This is a genomic window from Ahrensia kielensis DSM 5890 (genome assembly GCF_000374465.1).
GTDB classification, from domain to species: Bacteria; Pseudomonadota; Alphaproteobacteria; order Rhizobiales; family Rhizobiaceae; genus Ahrensia; species Ahrensia kielensis.
On record NZ_KB894529.1, the window covers coordinates 337,912 to 355,996 of the forward strand.

16 protein-coding genes are annotated in these 18,085 nt (G+C 47.8%); 11 read left to right on the forward strand and 5 right to left on the reverse strand.

The genetic code is table 11. The annotated features are described in order from the left end of the window. Positions 1 to 151: 151 nt before the first annotated feature. Both C504_RS0107795 and pgi read left to right on the forward strand, forming a co-directional pair. Positions 152 to 1,828, forward strand: coding sequence for a long-chain-fatty-acid--CoA ligase (locus C504_RS0107795; RefSeq protein ID WP_018688767.1), 1,677 nt, complete (start codon positions 152 to 154; stop codon positions 1,826 to 1,828). Positions 1,829 to 2,034: 206 nt separating this feature from the next. After that, positions 2,035 to 3,666: a glucose-6-phosphate isomerase gene (gene pgi, locus C504_RS0107800; RefSeq protein WP_018688768.1), complete on the forward strand. Its 1,632-nt coding sequence runs from the start codon at positions 2,035 to 2,037 to the stop codon at positions 3,664 to 3,666. Here the strand turns inward: pgi and C504_RS0107805 are convergent. After that, positions 3,663 to 4,193: a hypothetical protein gene (locus C504_RS0107805; RefSeq protein WP_156815891.1), complete on the reverse strand. Its 531-nt coding sequence runs from the start codon at positions 4,191 to 4,193 to the stop codon at positions 3,663 to 3,665. The two genes, pgi and C504_RS0107805, sit on opposite strands and share 4 nt — an antisense overlap. A 173-nt stretch (positions 4,194 to 4,366) precedes the next feature. Here C504_RS0107805 and C504_RS0107810 point away from each other — a divergent pair, with 173 nt between their 5' ends. From C504_RS0107810 to C504_RS0107825, 4 genes are all read left to right on the forward strand, one after another. Continuing rightward, positions 4,367 to 4,912: a DUF2975 domain-containing protein gene (locus tag C504_RS0107810; RefSeq protein WP_018688770.1), complete on the forward strand. Its 546-nt coding sequence runs from the start codon at positions 4,367 to 4,369 to the stop codon at positions 4,910 to 4,912. Beyond that, positions 4,912 to 5,124: a helix-turn-helix domain-containing protein gene (locus C504_RS0107815; RefSeq protein ID WP_018688771.1), complete on the forward strand. Its 213-nt coding sequence runs from the start codon at positions 4,912 to 4,914 to the stop codon at positions 5,122 to 5,124. The genes C504_RS0107810 and C504_RS0107815 overlap by 1 nt, the downstream gene beginning before the upstream one ends. A 60-nt stretch (positions 5,125 to 5,184) precedes the next feature. Continuing rightward, positions 5,185 to 6,981 carry an IlvD/Edd family dehydratase gene (locus C504_RS0107820; protein WP_018688772.1) on the forward strand — a complete coding sequence of 599 codons (1,797 nt, stop codon included), beginning with the start codon at positions 5,185 to 5,187 and terminating at the stop codon, positions 6,979 to 6,981. A 62-nt stretch (positions 6,982 to 7,043) separates the two neighbouring features. Continuing rightward, the gene (locus tag C504_RS0107825; RefSeq protein ID WP_018688773.1) at positions 7,044 to 7,499 is read left to right on the forward strand and encodes an NUDIX hydrolase; all 456 of its coding nucleotides are present in this window, start codon (positions 7,044 to 7,046) and stop codon (positions 7,497 to 7,499) included. Here the strand turns inward: C504_RS0107825 and C504_RS0107830 are convergent. Together C504_RS0107830 and C504_RS0107835 are read right to left on the reverse strand one after the other, a co-directional pair. Beyond that, positions 7,471 to 8,967, reverse strand: a complete 1,497-nt coding sequence (locus C504_RS0107830; RefSeq protein WP_018688774.1) for an inorganic phosphate transporter — start codon at positions 8,965 to 8,967, stop codon at positions 7,471 to 7,473. The two genes, C504_RS0107825 and C504_RS0107830, sit on opposite strands and share 29 nt — an antisense overlap. Positions 8,968 to 9,174: 207 nt before the next feature. Further along, positions 9,175 to 9,915 carry an SDR family oxidoreductase gene (locus C504_RS0107835; protein ID WP_018688775.1) on the reverse strand — a complete coding sequence of 247 codons (741 nt, stop codon included), beginning with the start codon at positions 9,913 to 9,915 and terminating at the stop codon, positions 9,175 to 9,177. A gap of 253 nt (positions 9,916 to 10,168) precedes the next feature. On the opposite strand from C504_RS0107835, the gene pyrC reads away from it, so the two are divergent. Together pyrC and C504_RS0107845 are read left to right on the forward strand one after the other, a co-directional pair. Next, on the forward strand, positions 10,169 to 11,233 hold the full coding sequence (gene pyrC, locus C504_RS0107840; RefSeq protein ID WP_018688776.1) for a dihydroorotase: 1,065 nt from the start codon (positions 10,169 to 10,171) through the stop codon (positions 11,231 to 11,233). 27 nt (positions 11,234 to 11,260) lie between these two features. Beyond that, positions 11,261 to 11,962, forward strand: a complete 702-nt coding sequence (locus C504_RS0107845; protein ID WP_018688777.1) for an orotate phosphoribosyltransferase — start codon at positions 11,261 to 11,263, stop codon at positions 11,960 to 11,962. A gap of 55 nt (positions 11,963 to 12,017) precedes the next feature. On the opposite strand, the gene doeB is transcribed toward C504_RS0107845, so the two are convergent. Continuing rightward, positions 12,018 to 13,007, reverse strand: a complete 990-nt coding sequence (gene doeB, locus C504_RS0107850) for a N(2)-acetyl-L-2,4-diaminobutanoate deacetylase DoeB (RefSeq protein WP_026317311.1) — start codon at positions 13,005 to 13,007, stop codon at positions 12,018 to 12,020. Next, positions 13,004 to 14,188, reverse strand: a complete 1,185-nt coding sequence (locus C504_RS0107855; protein ID WP_018688779.1) for a M24 family metallopeptidase — start codon at positions 14,186 to 14,188, stop codon at positions 13,004 to 13,006. The genes doeB and C504_RS0107855 overlap by 4 nt, the downstream gene beginning before the upstream one ends. Before the next feature lie 270 nt (positions 14,189 to 14,458). Between C504_RS0107855 and C504_RS0107860 the strand changes: the two genes are divergently transcribed. From C504_RS0107860 to proB, 3 genes are all read left to right on the forward strand, one after another. Beyond that, positions 14,459 to 14,941 carry an Lrp/AsnC family transcriptional regulator gene (locus C504_RS0107860; RefSeq protein ID WP_041951639.1) on the forward strand — a complete coding sequence of 161 codons (483 nt, stop codon included), beginning with the start codon at positions 14,459 to 14,461 and terminating at the stop codon, positions 14,939 to 14,941. 244 nt (positions 14,942 to 15,185) lie between these two features. After that, the gene (locus C504_RS0107865; RefSeq protein WP_018688781.1) at positions 15,186 to 16,565 is read left to right on the forward strand and encodes an aspartate aminotransferase family protein; all 1,380 of its coding nucleotides are present in this window, start codon (positions 15,186 to 15,188) and stop codon (positions 16,563 to 16,565) included. 221 nt (positions 16,566 to 16,786) lie between these two features. After that, on the forward strand, positions 16,787 to 18,004 hold the full coding sequence (gene proB, locus C504_RS0107870; RefSeq protein WP_245555156.1) for a glutamate 5-kinase: 1,218 nt from the start codon (positions 16,787 to 16,789) through the stop codon (positions 18,002 to 18,004). Positions 18,005 to 18,085: the final 81 nt, after the last annotated feature.

The window sequence follows — 18,085 nt, forward strand, 5'->3', positions numbered from 1 at the left end:
TTTTACAGCAAAAGATTGACGTTAACGTCAAAATCTCTTGCGTTTAAAAAAATGCTCTTTAGGATACGTCTTAATGACACATAGATGCGGAGCAGCGTAAGGCTGCCGTGCGGTTGGGAGACTGTGCGAGCAACATCGCAAGGGAGGCAGCATGACCAAGAAAAAAGTGGAACGCATTTGGCTGAATTCATATCCGAAAGGTGTGGCAGCTGATATTAACCCACTATCTGAAAACTCACTGAGCGAGTTTTTTGATGTCTATCTAAAAAAATTCGCCGAAAAACCTGCCTTCTCGTGCATGGGTAAAACGATGACCTATGCACAGCTGGATGCTGAAGCAAAAGCATTTACGGCTCATCTTCAGTCGAAAGGGTTTGTTAAAGGCGACCGCATCGCAATCATGATGCCGAATGTACTTCAATACCCTGTGGTAATGATTGGCATTTTACGCGCAGGCTTAGTTGTGGTGAATGTAAACCCACTCTATACACCGCGCGAACTTGAACATCAGCTCAAGGATTCTGGCGCAAAGGCGATTATCCTCCTCGAGAATTTTGCCAGTACTTTGCAGGAAGTCATTGGAAAAACTGATGTTCAGCATGTCATCGTAGGCACGATAGGCGATACGCTTGGGTTTAAAGGCCATATCGTCAATCTCGTTGTTCGCCACGTAAAGAAAATGGTCCCAGCTTGGTCCCTACCAGCACATATTAGCTACAAGGACGCGATAGCTGACGGCAAAGGCAAAACAGCAAAACCTGTTAAACAGGAACTAGCTGATGTGGCTTTCTTACAATATACGGGCGGTACAACTGGTGTATCTAAAGGTGCAACACTGACGCACAACAATATTCTGTCCAATATTATGCAGTCAAAAATGTGGTTGGATGTTGGCTACCGAAGCATGGGCAAGCCAGACACCATCAATTTTGTCTGCGCTCTTCCACTCTATCATATCTTTGCTCTGACCATTAATGCCTTTGTGGGCATCAAAGAAGGTGGGCATAATGTACTGATCACCAACCCGAGAGATATTCCAGCATTTGTGAAGGAACTCGAAAAAATAGACTTCCATTTCTTCCCTGGCCTTAACACGCTCTTTACAGCGCTGATGAATAATGAAGACTTTAGGAAGCTAGATTTCTCTAAACTTCGCATGACATTTGGTGGCGGTATGGCCGTTCAAGTACCTGTGGCCAAACGCTGGAAAGAACTAACAGGCTGCCTCATCACGCAAGGGTATGGTTTGTCAGAAACATCGCCTGTCGCAACAGGTATGCGTATGGATGCGACCGAATTCAAAGGCACAATCGGCCTACCAATGCCATCAACAGATATCGCGATTCGCGATGAAGCTGGCAATGACGTGCCGCTTGGCGAAGTTGGCGAAATCTGTATTCGCGGACCGCAGGTTATGGCTGGGTACTGGAATCGTCCTGATGAAACCGAAAAAGTCATGACCAAAGACAACTTCTTCCTATCTGGCGATATGGGCTATATGGATGAGGCTGGCGAAACGCATATTGTTGACCGCAAAAAAGATATGATCTTGGTTTCTGGCTTCAATGTTTATCCAAACGAAGTCGAAGAAGTTGCTGCGATGCATGAAGGCATTCTGGAGGCAGCTGCGGTTGGTGTTGCCGATGATCACTCTGGTGAGATCGTAAAGCTTTTCGTCGTCAAGAAAGATCCAAACCTTACCGAAGATGATGTGAAAAAGCACTGTGCGGCAAACCTGACGAACTACAAGCGTCCGAAGATTGTAGAATTCCGCGACGATCTACCAAAGACCAATGTGGGCAAAATTTTACGTCGAGAACTGCGCTAAGCAAAACGAAGGCTTAGCGCTGAACGATGTCTATTAACGCAGATATGCTTATTGATGCATATCTGCGTACTATCCTTAGCACCCCAAGAAACATCCTGAACCATTAGAATCGTAGCAAAAACACTACTGAACGTAAGTTTTAATCGATTTAGCTTCACGCTGTCACAATAATTTGCTAAAGCCAACGGCAACACATGGAGCCGATGATGACCAGCAAATCCAAAGCAACCGAAGCCTTAAAATCCCACTTTGAAAACGATGCGCCCAAAGATATGCGTGCTGCCTTTTCAAACGACCCCAAGCGCTTTGAAAAGAACTCGGCCACATTTGATGATTTGCTTCTTGATTGGTCAAAATGTGCCGTCAACGATCAGACACTGACTTTGCTTGAAGATTTAGCGATCGAAAAGAACGTCGCCTCCAAGCGTGACGCGATGTTTGATGGCGATCACATTAACATTACGGAAGACCGCGCGGTTTTACATACGGCGCTTCGCAATCGCTCGAACCTTCCTATTATCGAAGACGGCAAGGATGTCATGCATGACGTCAACGCCGTGCTTGATCAAATGGGCGTATTTAGTGAAGGTGTACGCTCCGGCGAGATAACAGCTTCAAATGGCAAGAAATTCACTGACATCGTCAATATTGGTATTGGCGGATCAGACTTAGGCCCTGCAATGGCTGTTCTTGCACTGGCCCCTTATCATGATGGTCCGCGCTGTCATTTTGTTTCTAATATTGATGGCGCTCACATCGCCGATACATTGAAAAATGTTCATCTTGAGACAACTCTTTTCATTATCGCCTCAAAAACATTTACAACAATCGAGACAATGACCAACGCGCAAACAGCGCGCCGTGCAATTGTTGAAGCGCTGAGCGAAGATGCTGTTGCGCATCATTTCTGTGCTGTTTCTACCGCGCTGGATAAGGTTGCTGACTTTGGTATTGCTGAGGACCGTATTTTTGGTTTTTGGGATTGGGTTGGTGGCCGCTATTCACTTTGGGGCGCTATCGGCCTTCCTGTCATGATGGCAATCGGCGCAGTACGTTTTGGTGAATTTCTCGATGGTGCGTATGCGATGGATAAGCATTTTAAAGATGCACCTGTCCGCGAAAACCTTCCCATGATGCTGGGGCTTATCGGATATTATCATCGCGCTATTTGTGATTACTCGACACGCGCCGTTATCCCTTATGATCAACGCCTTTCACGATTGGCCGCTTACCTGCAACAGCTCGATATGGAATCGAACGGCAAAAGCGTTACGCTGGATTCGCAAAGCGTGTGCGGCCCATCGGGCCCTATCGTTTGGGGTGAGCCTGGCACAAACGGCCAGCATGCTTTCTTTCAGCTCCTCCATCAGGGCACAGACATAATACCGGTTGAGTTTATTGTTGCAGCCACGGCCCATGAAACCGGCATGGACGTGCATCACCAGCTGCTGCTTGCAAATTGTTTTGCGCAATCAGAAGCTTTGATGAAAGGGCGCACCCTTGAAGAAGCTCATCAACAACTTACCGACAAAGGCATGCGGAAAGCTGAAGCGGACCGCCTAGCGCCGCACAAGGTATTTTCTGGCAACCGTCCATCCACGACACTCGTTTACAAGAAGCTCACTCCTTTTGCGCTTGGTCGCCTGATCGCGCTTTATGAGCACCGCGTTTTTGTTGAAGCGCAGCTTTACGGAATCAATGCCTTTGACCAATGGGGTGTTGAACTTGGCAAAGAGCTTGCAACAGCGCTCTTACCTGTTGTGCAGACAGGTAAAGGCGCTGCCAAGCTGGATAGTTCCACGGCAGCGCTCGTTAAATACGCGTTAGATAATCGCTAGTTACACGAAGGAATATCTACAGGACTGCTCCCTGATTGCGGCAACAATTTGCGGATATCAACATTACGAGTGAGGATAAAATAATCCTCCGATGGCGCCCTCCGTATCCATGTTGTGAGCAAAATAGGTTTATCAGGAATCTGGCTTTCTGCACAGCCAGTTGCACTCACTGAAAAACGGCCTTCGCCTTCCACGCCAGCAGCGTTAAGAGCTTTGATGCGAGTTTGTAATGCTTTCATGGAGACCGCATCCTCTTCGGATAGCCTTGCTATGGAAAGCCGAGAGCCATCCTGCGTACCAATTGAGATGCCTTGCCCCGGAATAGCATTTTCATCGATCACAGGTTTATAAACCTCGACAAAACGCGTCACCTCATCACCTGCATCAAATGACATCGTAACGCTGATATCTCCATTGCGAACCCGCAGATAGTGCGGACTACGCACGGCGAATCGCATATCGCTTGGCTTGGCATCCAACGGCGATAATTGAGAGAGCTTCACCATAGAGGAAACTGGTGTTGTCATGCATCCACTTAACGGTGCAAGGCATATGAAAGTCGCGAGCATGCTCGCCTGCCGTTGAAATTTTGCTGTATTTAAAGTCACTTAAACGCCTCTACGTAAATAAAATCTTGCAATGCGGCCATTTATTATTGTAAAACAATAATTATTGCAACGTTTACTTGATGAGAATTTTAATGATCGACAAACAAATTACACGAATGATCCAATTGAGCTGTGCAATGCGCTGGCTTTGCTGGCTCTCCATATGCCTCGTTGCACTGGCAAGCATCGCTACGGGCGCAACATGGTTCTTTGAACGCGCAGCCTTGGCGGACCATTATACAAACACTTCCTTTTCTGCCGAAAATGTTTCAATTTTTGCACGCGCAACGATCATCCTCATTAATAGTGTAACTGTTATATTCATTTGCAGAGGCCTTGCTGCACTTGCCAGCCTGTTTGCCGCACTTCAACAAAGAGAAGTGCTGACGACACATTCTACGGGCCAATTACGCCTTGCAGGTTTCTGCCTTTTATTCGTCGCTATTTATGGCATTGCAGCCCGAACAGTCTCAATCCTTATCCTCACCAATGACAATCCATTCGGCGAGCGAGAGCTTGTCATCGGCTTTGGAACAAACGAACTTTTCGCATTACTGATGGCTGGAACCTTATTCGTTCTGGGGCATGTATTGTCTATCGCCGCATCGATAGAAGAAGAAAATAAAGGGTTTGTATAATGCCCATTATTGTTCAACTTGATGTCATGCTTGCTAAACGGAAAATGCGTTCAAAAGAGCTCGCAGAAATAATTGGGATTACAGAGCAAAATGTTTCGCTGTTAAAATCTGGCAAAGTACGTGGTGTGCGCTTTGAAACATTGGAAAAAATCTGCGAAGCGCTGGATTGCCAACCTGGTGATCTCCTAGAATTTACGACAGAAGAAAAGTAACCGCTTGATGCAAAATAGCGTATGGCATAATCACACTATATATAAAATTTAGAGGAAATGATGAGCAAAGCGCCCAAACGTTTACGTAGCCAAGATTGGTTTAATAATCCTGACAACCCTGGCATGACTGCCTTATACCTTGAGCGCTATTTAAACTTTGGCTTGACGCGAGAAGAGCTCCAATCAGGAAAGCCAATCATCGGCATTGCGCAAACCGGGTCTGATCTTTCTCCTTGTAACCGTCATCACATTGAGCTTGCGAAACGCGTGCGCGACGGCATCATTGCCATGGGCGGAATTCCAATTGAATTTCCCGTCCACCCTATTCAGGAAACAGGTAAGCGCCCTACGGCAGCACTCGACCGCAACTTGTCTTATTTATCGTGTGTTGAAGTACTTTACGGCTATCCAATTGACGGCGTTGTGCTGACAATTGGATGTGACAAAACCACACCCGCGATGCTCATGGCTGCAGCCACTGTCAATATTCCTGCCATCGCACTGTCTGTTGGGCCAATGCTGAACGGTTGGTGGAAAGGCGAACGTGCAGGCTCTGGCACCGTAATCTGGAAAATGCGCGAGAAGCTTTCTGCTGGCGAAATCGATTATGATGAGTTCATGGATGCAGCAGCGGCCTCAGCGCCTTCCGTTGGCTACTGCAACACAATGGGCACAGCGACGACTATGAACTCGCTTGCCGAAGCGCTTGGCATGCAGTTACCGGGATCAGCGGCAATACCTGCGCCTTACCGCGAACGCGGCCAGATGTCCTATGAGACAGGCAAGCGCATTGTCGAAATGGTGAATGAAGACCTCAAGCCTTCAGATATTATGACGCGTGAAGCATTTGAAAATGCAATCGTCATCAACTCGGCGATTGGCGGCTCCACCAACGCACCTATCCATTTGAATGCCATTGCGCGACACCTTGGCGTACCACTGACAAATGATGATTGGCAAAAGCTCGGTCACAAAATTCCACTTCTGGTAAATCTAATGCCGGCTGGCGAGTATCTGGGCGAAGATTATTCGCGCGCAGGCGGCGTGCCGGCCGTTGTTATGGAGCTCATGAAAGCGAACCTTTTACCACACCCATCAGCGTTGACTGCCAATGGCAAAACAATGGGTGACAATTGTGGTAAAGTTAAAAACGCCAATGAAGATGTCATCAAAACCGTCGCAAACCCAATGATGGAAAATGCAGGGTTCATAAATCTGACAGGTAACTTGTTTAACTCTGCTATTATGAAAACCAGTGTTATCTCAGAAGAATTCCGCAACCGTTATTTATCAAACCCTGATCAACCTGATGCTTTTGAAGGCAAGGTTATCGTTTTTGATGGGCCGGAAGATTATCATCACCGAATTGATGACCCAGCAGAAGGCATCGACGAAAACACAATTCTTGTCATGCGCGGCACTGGCCCTATCGGCTATCCGGGCGGGGCGGAAGTTGTTAACATGCAGCCACCTGCTTACCTCATCAAAAAGGGCATCACATCATTGCCTTGCATCGGTGATGGGCGACAGTCAGGCACATCGGGATCGCCGTCTATTCTCAATGGTGCACCTGAGGCAGCGGCTATGGGTGCAATCGCACTTTTGAGAACGGGCGACCGTCTTCGCGTCGATCTGAACAAAGCAGAAGTCAATATTTTGATGGATGAAGCCGAGCTACAGCAACGCAAAGAAGCGCTGGCGGCTGAGGGCGGTTATCCTTACCCTGCTTCGCAAACACCTTGGCAAGAAATTCAGCGCGGTATTGTTGATCAATTTGATGAGGGTATGGTGCTCAAGAACGCACCTAAATATCAAGCAATAGCCCAAAAGATTGGGCTTCCGCGCGACAGCCATTAATTATTGCTCCTTAAATTTAAAGAGCGTTGAAAACCTATAGGAAGCACTTAAAAGTAAATTCCATGAGTGATAAAAAAAAGGACCACCGTGTTGGGATTATTCCCTTCTCCGTGCGCGGCGATTTAATCGCCGTGCTTTTTGTGACATCGCACACCCGCGGGCGGTGGATTTTGCCGAAAGGTCGCTCAAAAAAGGGCGAAACTGATAACGAAGCCTCACTGCGTGAAGCTTTCGAAGAAGCAGGTATTAAGGGTAAAGTGCTAACCGACTTTCCCATGACGGTGATGATCGACAAGTCAATTGGCGACGGCACAACCGAGCGCGTTCCTGTAACTTATTACCCAATGTATGTACGCAAGCAAGTTGATGAATTTCCGGAAAAGGATAGCCGCGAGCGGCATTGGGCGTTACTCGATGATGCGCCACGCGTTGCTTATCATGATGATTATCTTGAAGTGATAAAACAATTCAAACGTCTCGCACCGAAAATCAAAGAAGCTGCAAAAGCCAATAAATAATAGCTGACAGTAGCGCGGATGCTGGAACTGTCACCACCCATGCGGCAGCAATAGACAGCGCAAAGTTACGGCGTACCAAACGACGTTTTCTGTGTGCTGCGATTGCATCGAATGCGTCGTCAGCCGTTGCGTTTAGTTTATGGCCAGGGCGCAATTTACGCTTATTGGGATTTTCAACATATTCTCTTAAAAAACCGACACCGAATACTGCGCCAATCGCAATATGTGTTGAGCTTACAGGCAGGCCCAAATTACTCGCAATCAGCACGGTCATAGCCGATGAAAGAGCAACGCAATATGCGCGCGGTGAATTAAGACGTGTGATTTTCTCACCTACAACAGCGATTAACTTGGGGCCAAACAAAGCCAGGCCGATAGCTATTCCAAAGGCTCCCACAACCATAACCCAAATCGGAATATCGACCTTGCTTGCGACTTCGTCTGCGCCTGATAGCGTGGAAACGATCGCCGCTAGCGGCCCAACAGCATTGGCCACATCATTGGCACCATGGGCAAATGAAAGCAGAGCAACGCCAATAATGAGAGGCACATCAAAAAGCCCATACATGTCTTTTTTGATGTTTTTCCGCCCAATAATTTTACGAGCAATATGAGGTTTGGCAAACCAATGGGCGATAACAAATGCTGCTGCAGAGGCAATTACAATCTCAAGTGATGACGGCTTCCAAACTTTACTCAGTCCCTTTGTCGCCATATAAGCCGTAAAGGCAGCCGCCATGACTGCGATCAAAATCGGAACCCATTTTTTTGCAGCCGTAATTCTGTCTTCGACGTTCAAAATTTTGATTTTAATAAGGTAAAGCAGGCCTGCTGCAACTGCCCCGCCAAACACAGGCGAGATCACCCAACTTGCAGCAATCAGGCTCATTGTATCCCAATCGACAAGACCAAAGCCGGATGCAGCAACCCCTGCCCCAAGCACACCGCCAACGATTGAGTGTGTGGTTGATACTGGAGCACTCAGCCACGTTGCCAAATTGATCCACAATCCAGCGGCAAATAAGGCCGCAAGCATAAGGAAGCGAAAATTCTCAGCGGAAATTTCACCGCTTTCAGGCGAGATAATGCCCTTTGATACGGTAGAGACAACATCGCCCCCTGCAAGCAAAGCGCCAGCTGTTTCACAAATGCCGGCAATAAGAACGGCACCAAGAACGGTTAGAACTTTACCGCCAACGGCCGGCCCCATATTATTTGCAACATCATTGGCCCCGATGTTGAGCGCCATGTATCCGCCGACGATGGCAGCGATGACAACGATAAGCGTTTCATTGCCTAAATCTGAGTATAAGCGACCAACCAGCAAGCCTACGATTGCTAAAAACAGCACAGACAAACCTAGCGGGACAACAATTCCTCGCATGCCGAAAAACTGAGACTGTCCATATTCGAGACGTCGCAGATCGTTCACATAACGGTTTTCAGGATTTTTCGCGGGGGTGGTCAAACTTGTACTCCGAATTTCTCGCTTCAACATCACGCGGCGAGCAGTAGCAATTTTTTAGCGCAGATTTCACTTAAAAGCTTTAGCTGCAATGAGATTGCCTGTGGAAATTACCGTATACCTTAGCGAACCTGAACATGGCTTTAAGCTAGTGAAGGAGAACAGGCAACAGAAACGACCAATAGGCTGCCCAGCGGCTTACAGAAACATTCATCCGCGACCGATAAAAGGCATGTTCGTTGCCATAACAGTCATAAACTGAACATTAGCGCCAAGTGGTAAATTCGCCATGTGTAGAACTGAACTTGCAACATGAGCAACATCCATCACGGGTTCTGATTTTATGGATAAATCCGCTTGCGGAACACCTTCCACCATTTCCTTGGTCATATCAGATGCTGCATTTCCAATATCAATTTGGCCACATGCGATATTATAGGGGCGTCCATCAAGTGAGATTGACCGCGTTAAACCGGTAATCGCATGTTTGGATGATGTGTAAGGTGCAGAACCTGGACGCGGCGCTGAAGCAGAGACAGACCCATTATTGATAATGCGCCCACCTTGTGGGTTTTGCTTACGCATGAGGTTAAATGCGCCGCGCGCACACAAAAACGCACCGTTCAAATTTACATTAATGACTTTGAGCCAATCTTCGGCTGACACATCGCCAATCGGAGCGGCTGGTACGTTATTACCCGCATTGTTAAACAAAACATCGAGCCTGCCATATTTATTTTCGATGCTATCGAAAAGTACGTCCACCTGATCAGGCTGCGTAATATCGCTGGCAATCGCTTCACAATCATTGCCAATTTCTACAGCGGCTTTGTTCAGCTTTTCCTGATCTCGGCCTGTGATAATGACAGTATAATCATTATGAGCGAGCGTTTTTGCACATGCCAAACCAATACCGGACCCACCGCCTGTAACTAAAGCTATTCGTGTCAAAGCGCCCTCCTATAAATAATTTAGGCAACATTCATACTGTATCATTCACACCGAGATGCAATGACTGATTATGGAGCAATATGCCTTCGCGCAAGGTGTAAAACCCTTGGATTTGCCCCATAGAACAAGCGCTTGGTCTTGCGCTTTTTCCCAATGCAGGTATTTCCACGCATACCAAGTTTAGAAACACCCATTTTATTCCCGCTTATCAGCGGAACAGTATAATCTGGACCATCGGTACGGAGACCCAGCAATGAGCCAATCTGAATTCATCATCAGAAAGCCTGACGACTGGCATCTTCATTTGCGTGACGGCGATATGCTCAAAGCGGTGGTTGGCCATTCAAGCGAGCATTTTGCGCGCGCCATCATTATGCCCAATCTCGTGCCGCCAGTTACTACGACTGCGCAAGCCAGTGATTATGCGAAGAGAATTAAAGCCGCTGTTCCAGAAGGTCACAAATTCGAACCGCTGATGACTTTATATCTCACCGAAACAACAGATTTGAACGATCTCGTTGCTGGCGCTGAGAGCGGGCTTATCAAGGGTGTAAAATTATACCCAGCAGGCGCAACAACCAATTCTGAAAGCGGCGTTCGTAACTTCGAAACGATCGTTCCGATTTTGGAAAAGATGGCTGAAATAGGCCTGCCGCTTTTGGTGCATGGCGAGGTTACAGATCCTCAGATTGATATATTCGACCGCGAGGCTGTTTTTATCGAACGTGTGCTTGATCCAGTTCGCACTAAAGTCCCGGAACTCAAAGTCGTCATGGAACACGTAACGACAAGTGACGGTGTTGATTATGTAATGTCTGGCGGCGACAATATTGGCGCGACAATCACCACGCATCATTTAATTATCAACCGCAATGCCTATCTGGCGGGCGGTATCAAGCCGCATTATTATTGCCTGCCTGTTGCCAAGCGCGAAGAACATCGCCTTGCCCTTAGAAAAGCTGCAACCTCTGGCGATGCAAAGTTTTTCCTAGGAACAGATTCTGCTCCGCATCCTGATGGTGCAAAAGAAGCGGCATGCGGCTGCGCTGGCATTTACACATCCCTCAACACATTGAGCTGTCTTGCCCATGTGTTTGAACAGGACGGAGAGTTGGAAAATCTGGAAGCATTTGCAAGTTTGAATGGCCCTGCATTTTATGGATTAAAACCCAACGATCAGCGCGTTCGTTTCACCAAATCTGAAACACCTATTGCATACCCAGACAAAATAAACGTTCAAAACGACAAAGTAACTGTATTTGACCCCGGCTTTCCATTATTTTGGAAACATGAAGAGATTAGCACCGACACCATTTGAGCGCTGCGACCTATAGAAGGCACAATGATGAACACAAGTAACTTTCCTGACCGCGAATTAATGGCTGAAATGACAGCGAAAATGCTGCTGGAGATCGGCGCTGTTCATTTTCGCCCCGAAGAGCCTTATATGCTCACATCGGGCCTCGCTAGCCCTGTCTATATCGACTGCCGAAAGCTGATTTCTTATCCGCGTATTCGCAGCACATTGATGGATTTTGCCGCTGGCGTGATTTTGCGTGATATCGGTTTTGAACAAATCGAAAGTGTTGCTGGCGGCGAAACAGCAGGCATACCTTTTGCCGCATGGATTTCTGAACGCCTTGCACTGCCTATGCATTATGTACGTAAAAAGCCAAAGGGCTTTGGCCGCGATGCGCAAATCGAAGGCAATTCCGTTGATGGCAAGCGCGTTTTGCTGGTTGAAGACTTAACAACCGATGGCGGTAGCAAGATCAAATTCTGTGAAGCTATCCGCCAAGCTGGTGGTGAAATCTCAGATACAATTGTTGTGTTCTACTATGACATTTTCCCAGAAGCCGTCGAAAACCTTCAATCAATCGGCCTCAACTTGCATTACCTTGCCACATGGCGCGATGTTTTGGCTGTATGCCAAAAGAACAATTACTTCGACAAAGAAACATTGGCGCAGGTCGAAAGCTTTTTGGATGATCCACTGTCTTGGTCTGGCGCCCATGGCGGCGTGACTAAAATTTCATCCGTCGACTAAATAAATTATATCTAGCTGCCGTCACCCAGTTTAAAACGGCAGCTAGATTTTGCGGCTATAATTGAACCGCAACCAACCCAACAAAATCACCCATTTTAATGAGACCCGGAACGTGGCGTGCGGTGAGAATACCCTCACGCTTTGCCGCCAAAGTTTCTGGCTGTTGACCCGTGCGATCACTTGGCCACACGCGAGCGATTGGCTGGCTTTCACTTACAACATCGCCAAGATCAACAAGGTATTCAATCAGTCCCACTGTTTCAGCAAAAACGAAACAACTCTCATCGGGCATATCGAGCTGGATCGTTTCACTAAGCTCCATTGTGCCAGACAGTATTCCGGCATGAATAAGCAAATTACGAATGCCCTTTTTAGCAATCGCCACACTGCGCGCAGTTGATGTTCCGGCACCGCCAAGCTCGGTGGTGACAAAGACTTTGCCTTGCGTCTCTACCTCAGTGTCAAACATGCCGACATTATCGATCTCAAGCATGCGCACAGAATATGGCGCATTGAACGCTTGCATCGCTGCCATACAATCTCGTTCTTGCGCCTTATTATCCAAAACATGTGCTGCTGCAAAAGGAAGGAAATCTAACGTTCGCCCGCCTGAATGAAAGTCCAGAACGATGTCTGCCATCGGCACAAGTTCAGTGGCTATATAATGACATATTTTTTGTGTGACCGTGCCATCAGGACGCCCTGGAAAGCTCCGGTTCATATTGTTACCATCTATCGGTGAACAGCGAAGCCCTTTAGAAAAAGCAGGTAAATTCATCATCGGCAGAATTATCACGCGGCCTTTAATATCGTCAGGTCGCAGGGATGCAGCAAGGTCCTGCAAAGCGATAGGGCCCTCATATTCATCGCCATGGTTGCCCCCTGTTAAAAGGGCGGTCGGGCCCTGCCCGTTTGCAACAACAGTGATCGGTATCATCACAGAACCCCACGCACTATCATCGCGGCTATAGGGAAGCTTCAAAAAGCCATGATGCGTACCATCTTCATCAAAGGGTATCGTCGCGCTAATCGGATTTTTACTCATCGTTTTACCCATAGTTCGCGAGGTGTTGTGCATAGGCATTCATGACCACTTTCGGTGATCAAAATCGGCTCGGTAATTTCCAGCCCACCATCGTCTAGCCACAGCGCAGGCATGAAGTGAAATGTCATACCGGGCTCTAAAATAGTAGTGTCGCCGCGGCGAAAAGATATCGTGCGCTCACCCCAATCTGGCGGATAGCTCAAGCCGATTGCATATCCGCAGCGACTGTCCTTTTCAAAGCCTGCTTTGTTGAGCGTTGCGTTGAACGCGTTGGCAATGTCTTGCGCTTGATTGCCCGGTTTTGCTTGCGCTAAGCCCGCATCAATTGCATCAAGTACCGCGCTTTCAGCATCTCTGTATTTCTGCGGCACATCGCCTAAAAACAAGGTTCGCGATTGCGGACATTGATATCGGCGATGCGCGCCCGCTATTTCGAAAAAAGTTGCCTCATTATTTTCCATAGGCCGATCATCCCATGTCAGATGCGGCGCGGTCGCATCCATACCGGAGGGCGCCATTGGCACGATGGCTGGATAATCCCCCCAAAAACCATCTGCGCCACGAATTCCAGTCGCGTAAATTTCCGCAATTAAATCGTTCTTGCGCATACCCGGTTCAGCACATTCCAAAATACGTGCATGCATCGCCTCGACGATACGCGCTGCACGCTGCATATACTCAATTTCTCGCTCTGATTTGACCGCGCGTTGCCAATTCACAAGGCCAGAGCAATCCTTGATACTGGCTGTAGGCAGCCCCTCAAGCAGCTTCATATGCGCGGTGGCGGAGTAATAATAATTATCCATCTCAACGCCAATATTTGCACTCTCAAGACCAAGCTCGGACAATAAAATAGCAAGCTCTTGCATCGGATGCTTGTCAGGATTTTGCACAAACGTATCGTCATATCCGCGAATATTATCTTCACTATCCATAAACACGGTACGGCGTGCGCCCAGCACATCCATTGCGCGGCCCCACCAGATAGGGTCGCCCTCATGTGTTAGAATCACCCCTTGATAAACATAGAACGACCACCCGTCATAACCCGTCAACCAAGACATATTTGAAGGATCGCACACGACAATCGCCTCAAGTCCAGCAGCAGACATTGCTACCCGCGTTTTGGCAATGCGGCGCTGGTATTCAGCATTCGTGAAGTTTTTCTCGTAAGTTGTCATCGAACGAACCGTGCCTTTCTAATTGCCATAATGGCTAGTGTTTCAATCGCACTACCCTGAACACCGGCCCCGGTCATATCAGTGATTGTGTGTTTTGAGATGGAGCAATTGGACACATGCGATAAGCACACCCCCATCTCCGCTCGCTTACGGTCTCTGTAAATTTTCTTCACGTCAAGGTCAGTTTATGCCTATCGATTTTGAGTATCTTTCAAAGCACCCAGCATCCGCAATTGACAAGCAGGTTGGCTTATCCGAAACGATATGACGATGAAAACCCAACGCCTCGACAAGATTGATCTCAGCCTTTTGACCGCCCTTGCCAGAAATGGGCGCTTGAGCAAAAGCGAACTTGCACGCCGCGTTGGACTTGGCACAACATCATGCTGGGAAAGAATACAGCGGCTTGAAGAAGCTGGTGTGATTACGGGATACCGCGCTGAGTTTTCCCTTCGCGCACTGGGCCCTACGGTCACTGTTTTCGTTATGATTGAGCTTGATGAGCACCGCGCGCAGGACTTTGATCAATTCGAACGTGAAATGGCAAAGCACGATGAAATTACTGGCTGTTGGGCACTTGGCGGCGGTTATGATTATCTAATGCAGGTCGTCACCCGCGACATCGACAGTTATCAATTGCTGATTGATAATGTTCTGGAGCAACGGGCCGGCGTGAAGCGCTATTATAGCTATATCGTTACAAAATCGGTCAAAGATGCGCCGCCGCCTTTTGAAATACTCTCCCAGAAATAGGCTCCCTTTCCGATGTATTTTCGGAAAACATGACTATTCTGCGAATAATTTTCGCGGCCAGTTATGATAGTTTGCGACCACCAACCTTCTTTTTAATTGAGGCTGATGTGTCCAAGCTCGTTAACATCCGGCATTCGCCAAATTAAACGACCGTAACGTGCCGCGAAGGGCCGCGCTTTGGCTTAGAAGTCTTTACTGAAATAAATATGTTTGCCGCAACTGGGCTAAACCAAAGGAAAAAGAGATGAATAAGCAGCTTACCAATGATCAATTAACGCAGTGGGACCACGATCACTTTTTCCATCCGTCCACCCATCTTGGTCAGTTTGCACGCCGCGAAATGAGCAACCGGATTATTACGGGCGCGAACGGCGTTTATATAATAGACCGCGAAGGGCGCAGTTCGCTTGATGCGTTTGCTGGCCTCTATTGCGTTAATGTTGGTTATGGCCGCACGGAAATTGCCGATGCTATTGCCGAGCAAGCCCATGAGCTTGCCTATTATCATTCCTATGTTGGCCATGGCACCGAGGCTTCAATCACGCTTTCAAAGATGATTGCAGAACGCGCACCGGATGGCATGAACCATGTCTATTATGGGCTTGGTGGTTCTGATGCCAATGAGACAAACATCAAGCTGGTTTGGTATTATAACAACGTTCTTGGCCGTCCTGAAAAGAAGAAGATCATCTCGCGTTGGCGCGGTTATCATGGTTCGGGCCTCGTAACCGGATCGCTGACAGGGCTTGAGCTTTTCCATAAAAAGTTTGATCTGCCGCTTAGCCAAATCCTTCACACCGAGGCACCTTATTATTACCGCCGCAATGATCTATCGATGAGTGAAGAGCAATTCTCTGCCCATTGTGCAGCAGAGCTTGAAGCTATGATCGAACGCGAAGGCGCAGATACAATTGCTGCCTTTATCGGTGAACCAGTTCTTGGCACGGGCGGTATTGTACCGCCGCCTAAAGGTTATTGGGATGCGATCCAAAAGGTTTTGAACAAACACGATATTCTTTTAATCGCCGATGAGGTTGTCACTGGCTTTGGCCGTCTCGGCACAATGATGGGCTCAGATCATTACGGCATGAAGCCGGATATCATCACGATCGCGAAGGGGCTTACTTCTGCCTATGCGCCATTATCAGGCTCAATCATTTCCGACAAAATGTGGGCCGTGCTGGAACGTGGTACAGATGAGAATGGTGCCATTGGACATGGGTGGACATATTCTGCGCACCCAATTGGCGCGGCCGCTGGTGTCGCAAACTTGAAACTTTTGGACAAGCTTGATCTTGTTTCAAACGCACGCAACATTGGCCAATATCTCAACCAAGCTATGGCTGAGGCTTTGAGCGAACACGCTCATGTTGGCGAGATTCGCGGAGAAGGTATGTTATGTGCTGTCGAGCTGGTCAAGAACCGCGATAACCGCACATTCTTTGATGCATCGGAAAAACTGGCACCGCGCATTGTTGGTAAGATGCTGGAACGCGGCGTCATCGCACGTGCTATGCCACAAGGCGACATTATTGGCTTTGCGCCTCCATTTTCGTTATCACGTGAAGAGGCGGATAAAATTGTTGAGGCAACAAAAGCTTCGATCATTGAAATTTTAGGCTAATCGGCCTCACCGCACTTACAATTGTGAAGCCATAATTTGGCTTCACATATAAAGACTTAAGGCTTCCCCATAAGATATCTGAACTGTAATTGATGAGCGCAATCTTGCTCATCAAACTCGGTTTCTGTTCACCAAGTCGTTCACCCATTTGCATTCTAGTGCCGACTGCATGTTATACAGCAGCGAATCAATTGAAGGGCACTGCCGTAAGTTTGCTTCGCATGGTGCAAATCACGCACATATGTTGCCCGTTAATCAGAACATTATCGGAGGTCACTGTGCCAAAGAAAAAGAAAATCGTCGTCAAAATCGGATCCAGCCTATTAGCAAATAGCGATCGATTGACGCTAAGATATGCCTTTATGAACGGCTTGATGAGCGATCTCGCACAATTGCAAAAAGAAGGCCACGACATCATTCTGACGTCATCGGGTTCTGTCGCGTTGGGCCTCAACATGATTGGCAAGCGTCCTGAAGATGCAGGCATCATGGACAAGCAAGCGGCGGCGGCCTGCGGGCAGCCCCTCTTGATGAACGCTTACCGACAAGTGGCCTCAGAACATGGAATGGGTGTTGCTCAAATGCTGGTAACAGCTGGCGACATGGAAGAACGCAGGCGTTTTTTAAACATTAAAAACACCATGATGCGGCTGCTTGAAAGCGACATCATGCCTATCGTGAACGAAAATGATTCCATTGCTACGCATGACTTGCGCGTGGGAGATAATGACCGCCTATCGGCTAAAGTCGCTCAGATGATTGAGGCAGACCTATTGGTCATTCTGACCAGCGTCGAAGGTCTTTATGACCGTGACCCATCTGATCCCGATGCCAAATTTATTTCTGAAGTGGAAGATGTAAGCCAACATCTAGAATCCACAACCAGCATCAGCGCTTTGGGTAGTGGCGGCATGTTGACCAAAATGCAGGCCGCGAGCATGGCGCAGCATGCGGGCGTCGAAACGATTATTGCAGATGGCATCATCGAACGTCCAATCTCATCGGTCCTAAACAATGAACGGCGCTATACGCGCTGCCTCGTCACTGGTGAAACAGCAACGCCGCTCAAAATTTGGCTTAGCAACCGATTACAGGTGTCTGGTACACTCGTCGTTTCTAAAGATGTGGCCGCCGCCGTGATAACAGGCAAATGTGGCATCAACCGAAGCAATATAATCTCAATTCAAGGCGAGTTCACAAAAGGCGATGTACTACATGTCTATGATGAAGACGGCACAGAAGTCGCGCGCGGCCTAACGAACTTCTCCTCAGAAGAAACAATGCTGATGGCACGCCATCTTGATATGCCGGTTGAAGATGTTATCGGCTACAAGACCAAGAGCGATGTTATTGCTGCAGAGAACATTTTAGTTCTTGAAGAGACTCACCTTCCACTCGATGCGCCAGAAGATGATCAAAGGGTCGTCGTGCAAATTTAGTTTCACACGTTCAACAGTTCAAAAATCATAGCTATGGAGCAGATATCTTTGCCACGCCGAAGCCTACTCCATACGCTTTAT

Coding starts and splice junctions, on each gene's coding strand:
- proB (WP_245555156.1), top strand. CDS start 16,787: ATGGTGCAAATCACGCACATATGTTGCCCGTTAATCAGAACATTATCG.
- C504_RS0107810 (WP_018688770.1), top strand. CDS start 4,367: ATGATCGACAAACAAATTACACGAATGATCCAATTGAGCTGTGCAATG.
- C504_RS0107865 (WP_018688781.1), top strand. CDS start 15,186: ATGAATAAGCAGCTTACCAATGATCAATTAACGCAGTGGGACCACGAT.
- C504_RS0107855 (WP_018688779.1), bottom strand. CDS start 14,188: ATGACAACTTACGAGAAAAACTTCACGAATGCTGAATACCAGCGCCGC.
- C504_RS0107845 (WP_018688777.1), top strand. CDS start 11,261: ATGAACACAAGTAACTTTCCTGACCGCGAATTAATGGCTGAAATGACA.
- C504_RS0107795 (WP_018688767.1), top strand. CDS start 152: ATGACCAAGAAAAAAGTGGAACGCATTTGGCTGAATTCATATCCGAAA.
- pgi (WP_018688768.1), top strand. CDS start 2,035: ATGACCAGCAAATCCAAAGCAACCGAAGCCTTAAAATCCCACTTTGAA.
- C504_RS0107815 (WP_018688771.1), top strand. CDS start 4,912: ATGCCCATTATTGTTCAACTTGATGTCATGCTTGCTAAACGGAAAATG.
- C504_RS0107805 (WP_156815891.1), bottom strand. CDS start 4,193: ATGACAACACCAGTTTCCTCTATGGTGAAGCTCTCTCAATTATCGCCG.
- C504_RS0107860 (WP_041951639.1), top strand. CDS start 14,459: ATGAAAACCCAACGCCTCGACAAGATTGATCTCAGCCTTTTGACCGCC.
- doeB (WP_026317311.1), bottom strand. CDS start 13,007: ATGAGTAAAAATCCGATTAGCGCGACGATACCCTTTGATGAAGATGGT.
- C504_RS0107820 (WP_018688772.1), top strand. CDS start 5,185: ATGAGCAAAGCGCCCAAACGTTTACGTAGCCAAGATTGGTTTAATAAT.
- pyrC (WP_018688776.1), top strand. CDS start 10,169: ATGAGCCAATCTGAATTCATCATCAGAAAGCCTGACGACTGGCATCTT.
- C504_RS0107825 (WP_018688773.1), top strand. CDS start 7,044: ATGAGTGATAAAAAAAAGGACCACCGTGTTGGGATTATTCCCTTCTCC.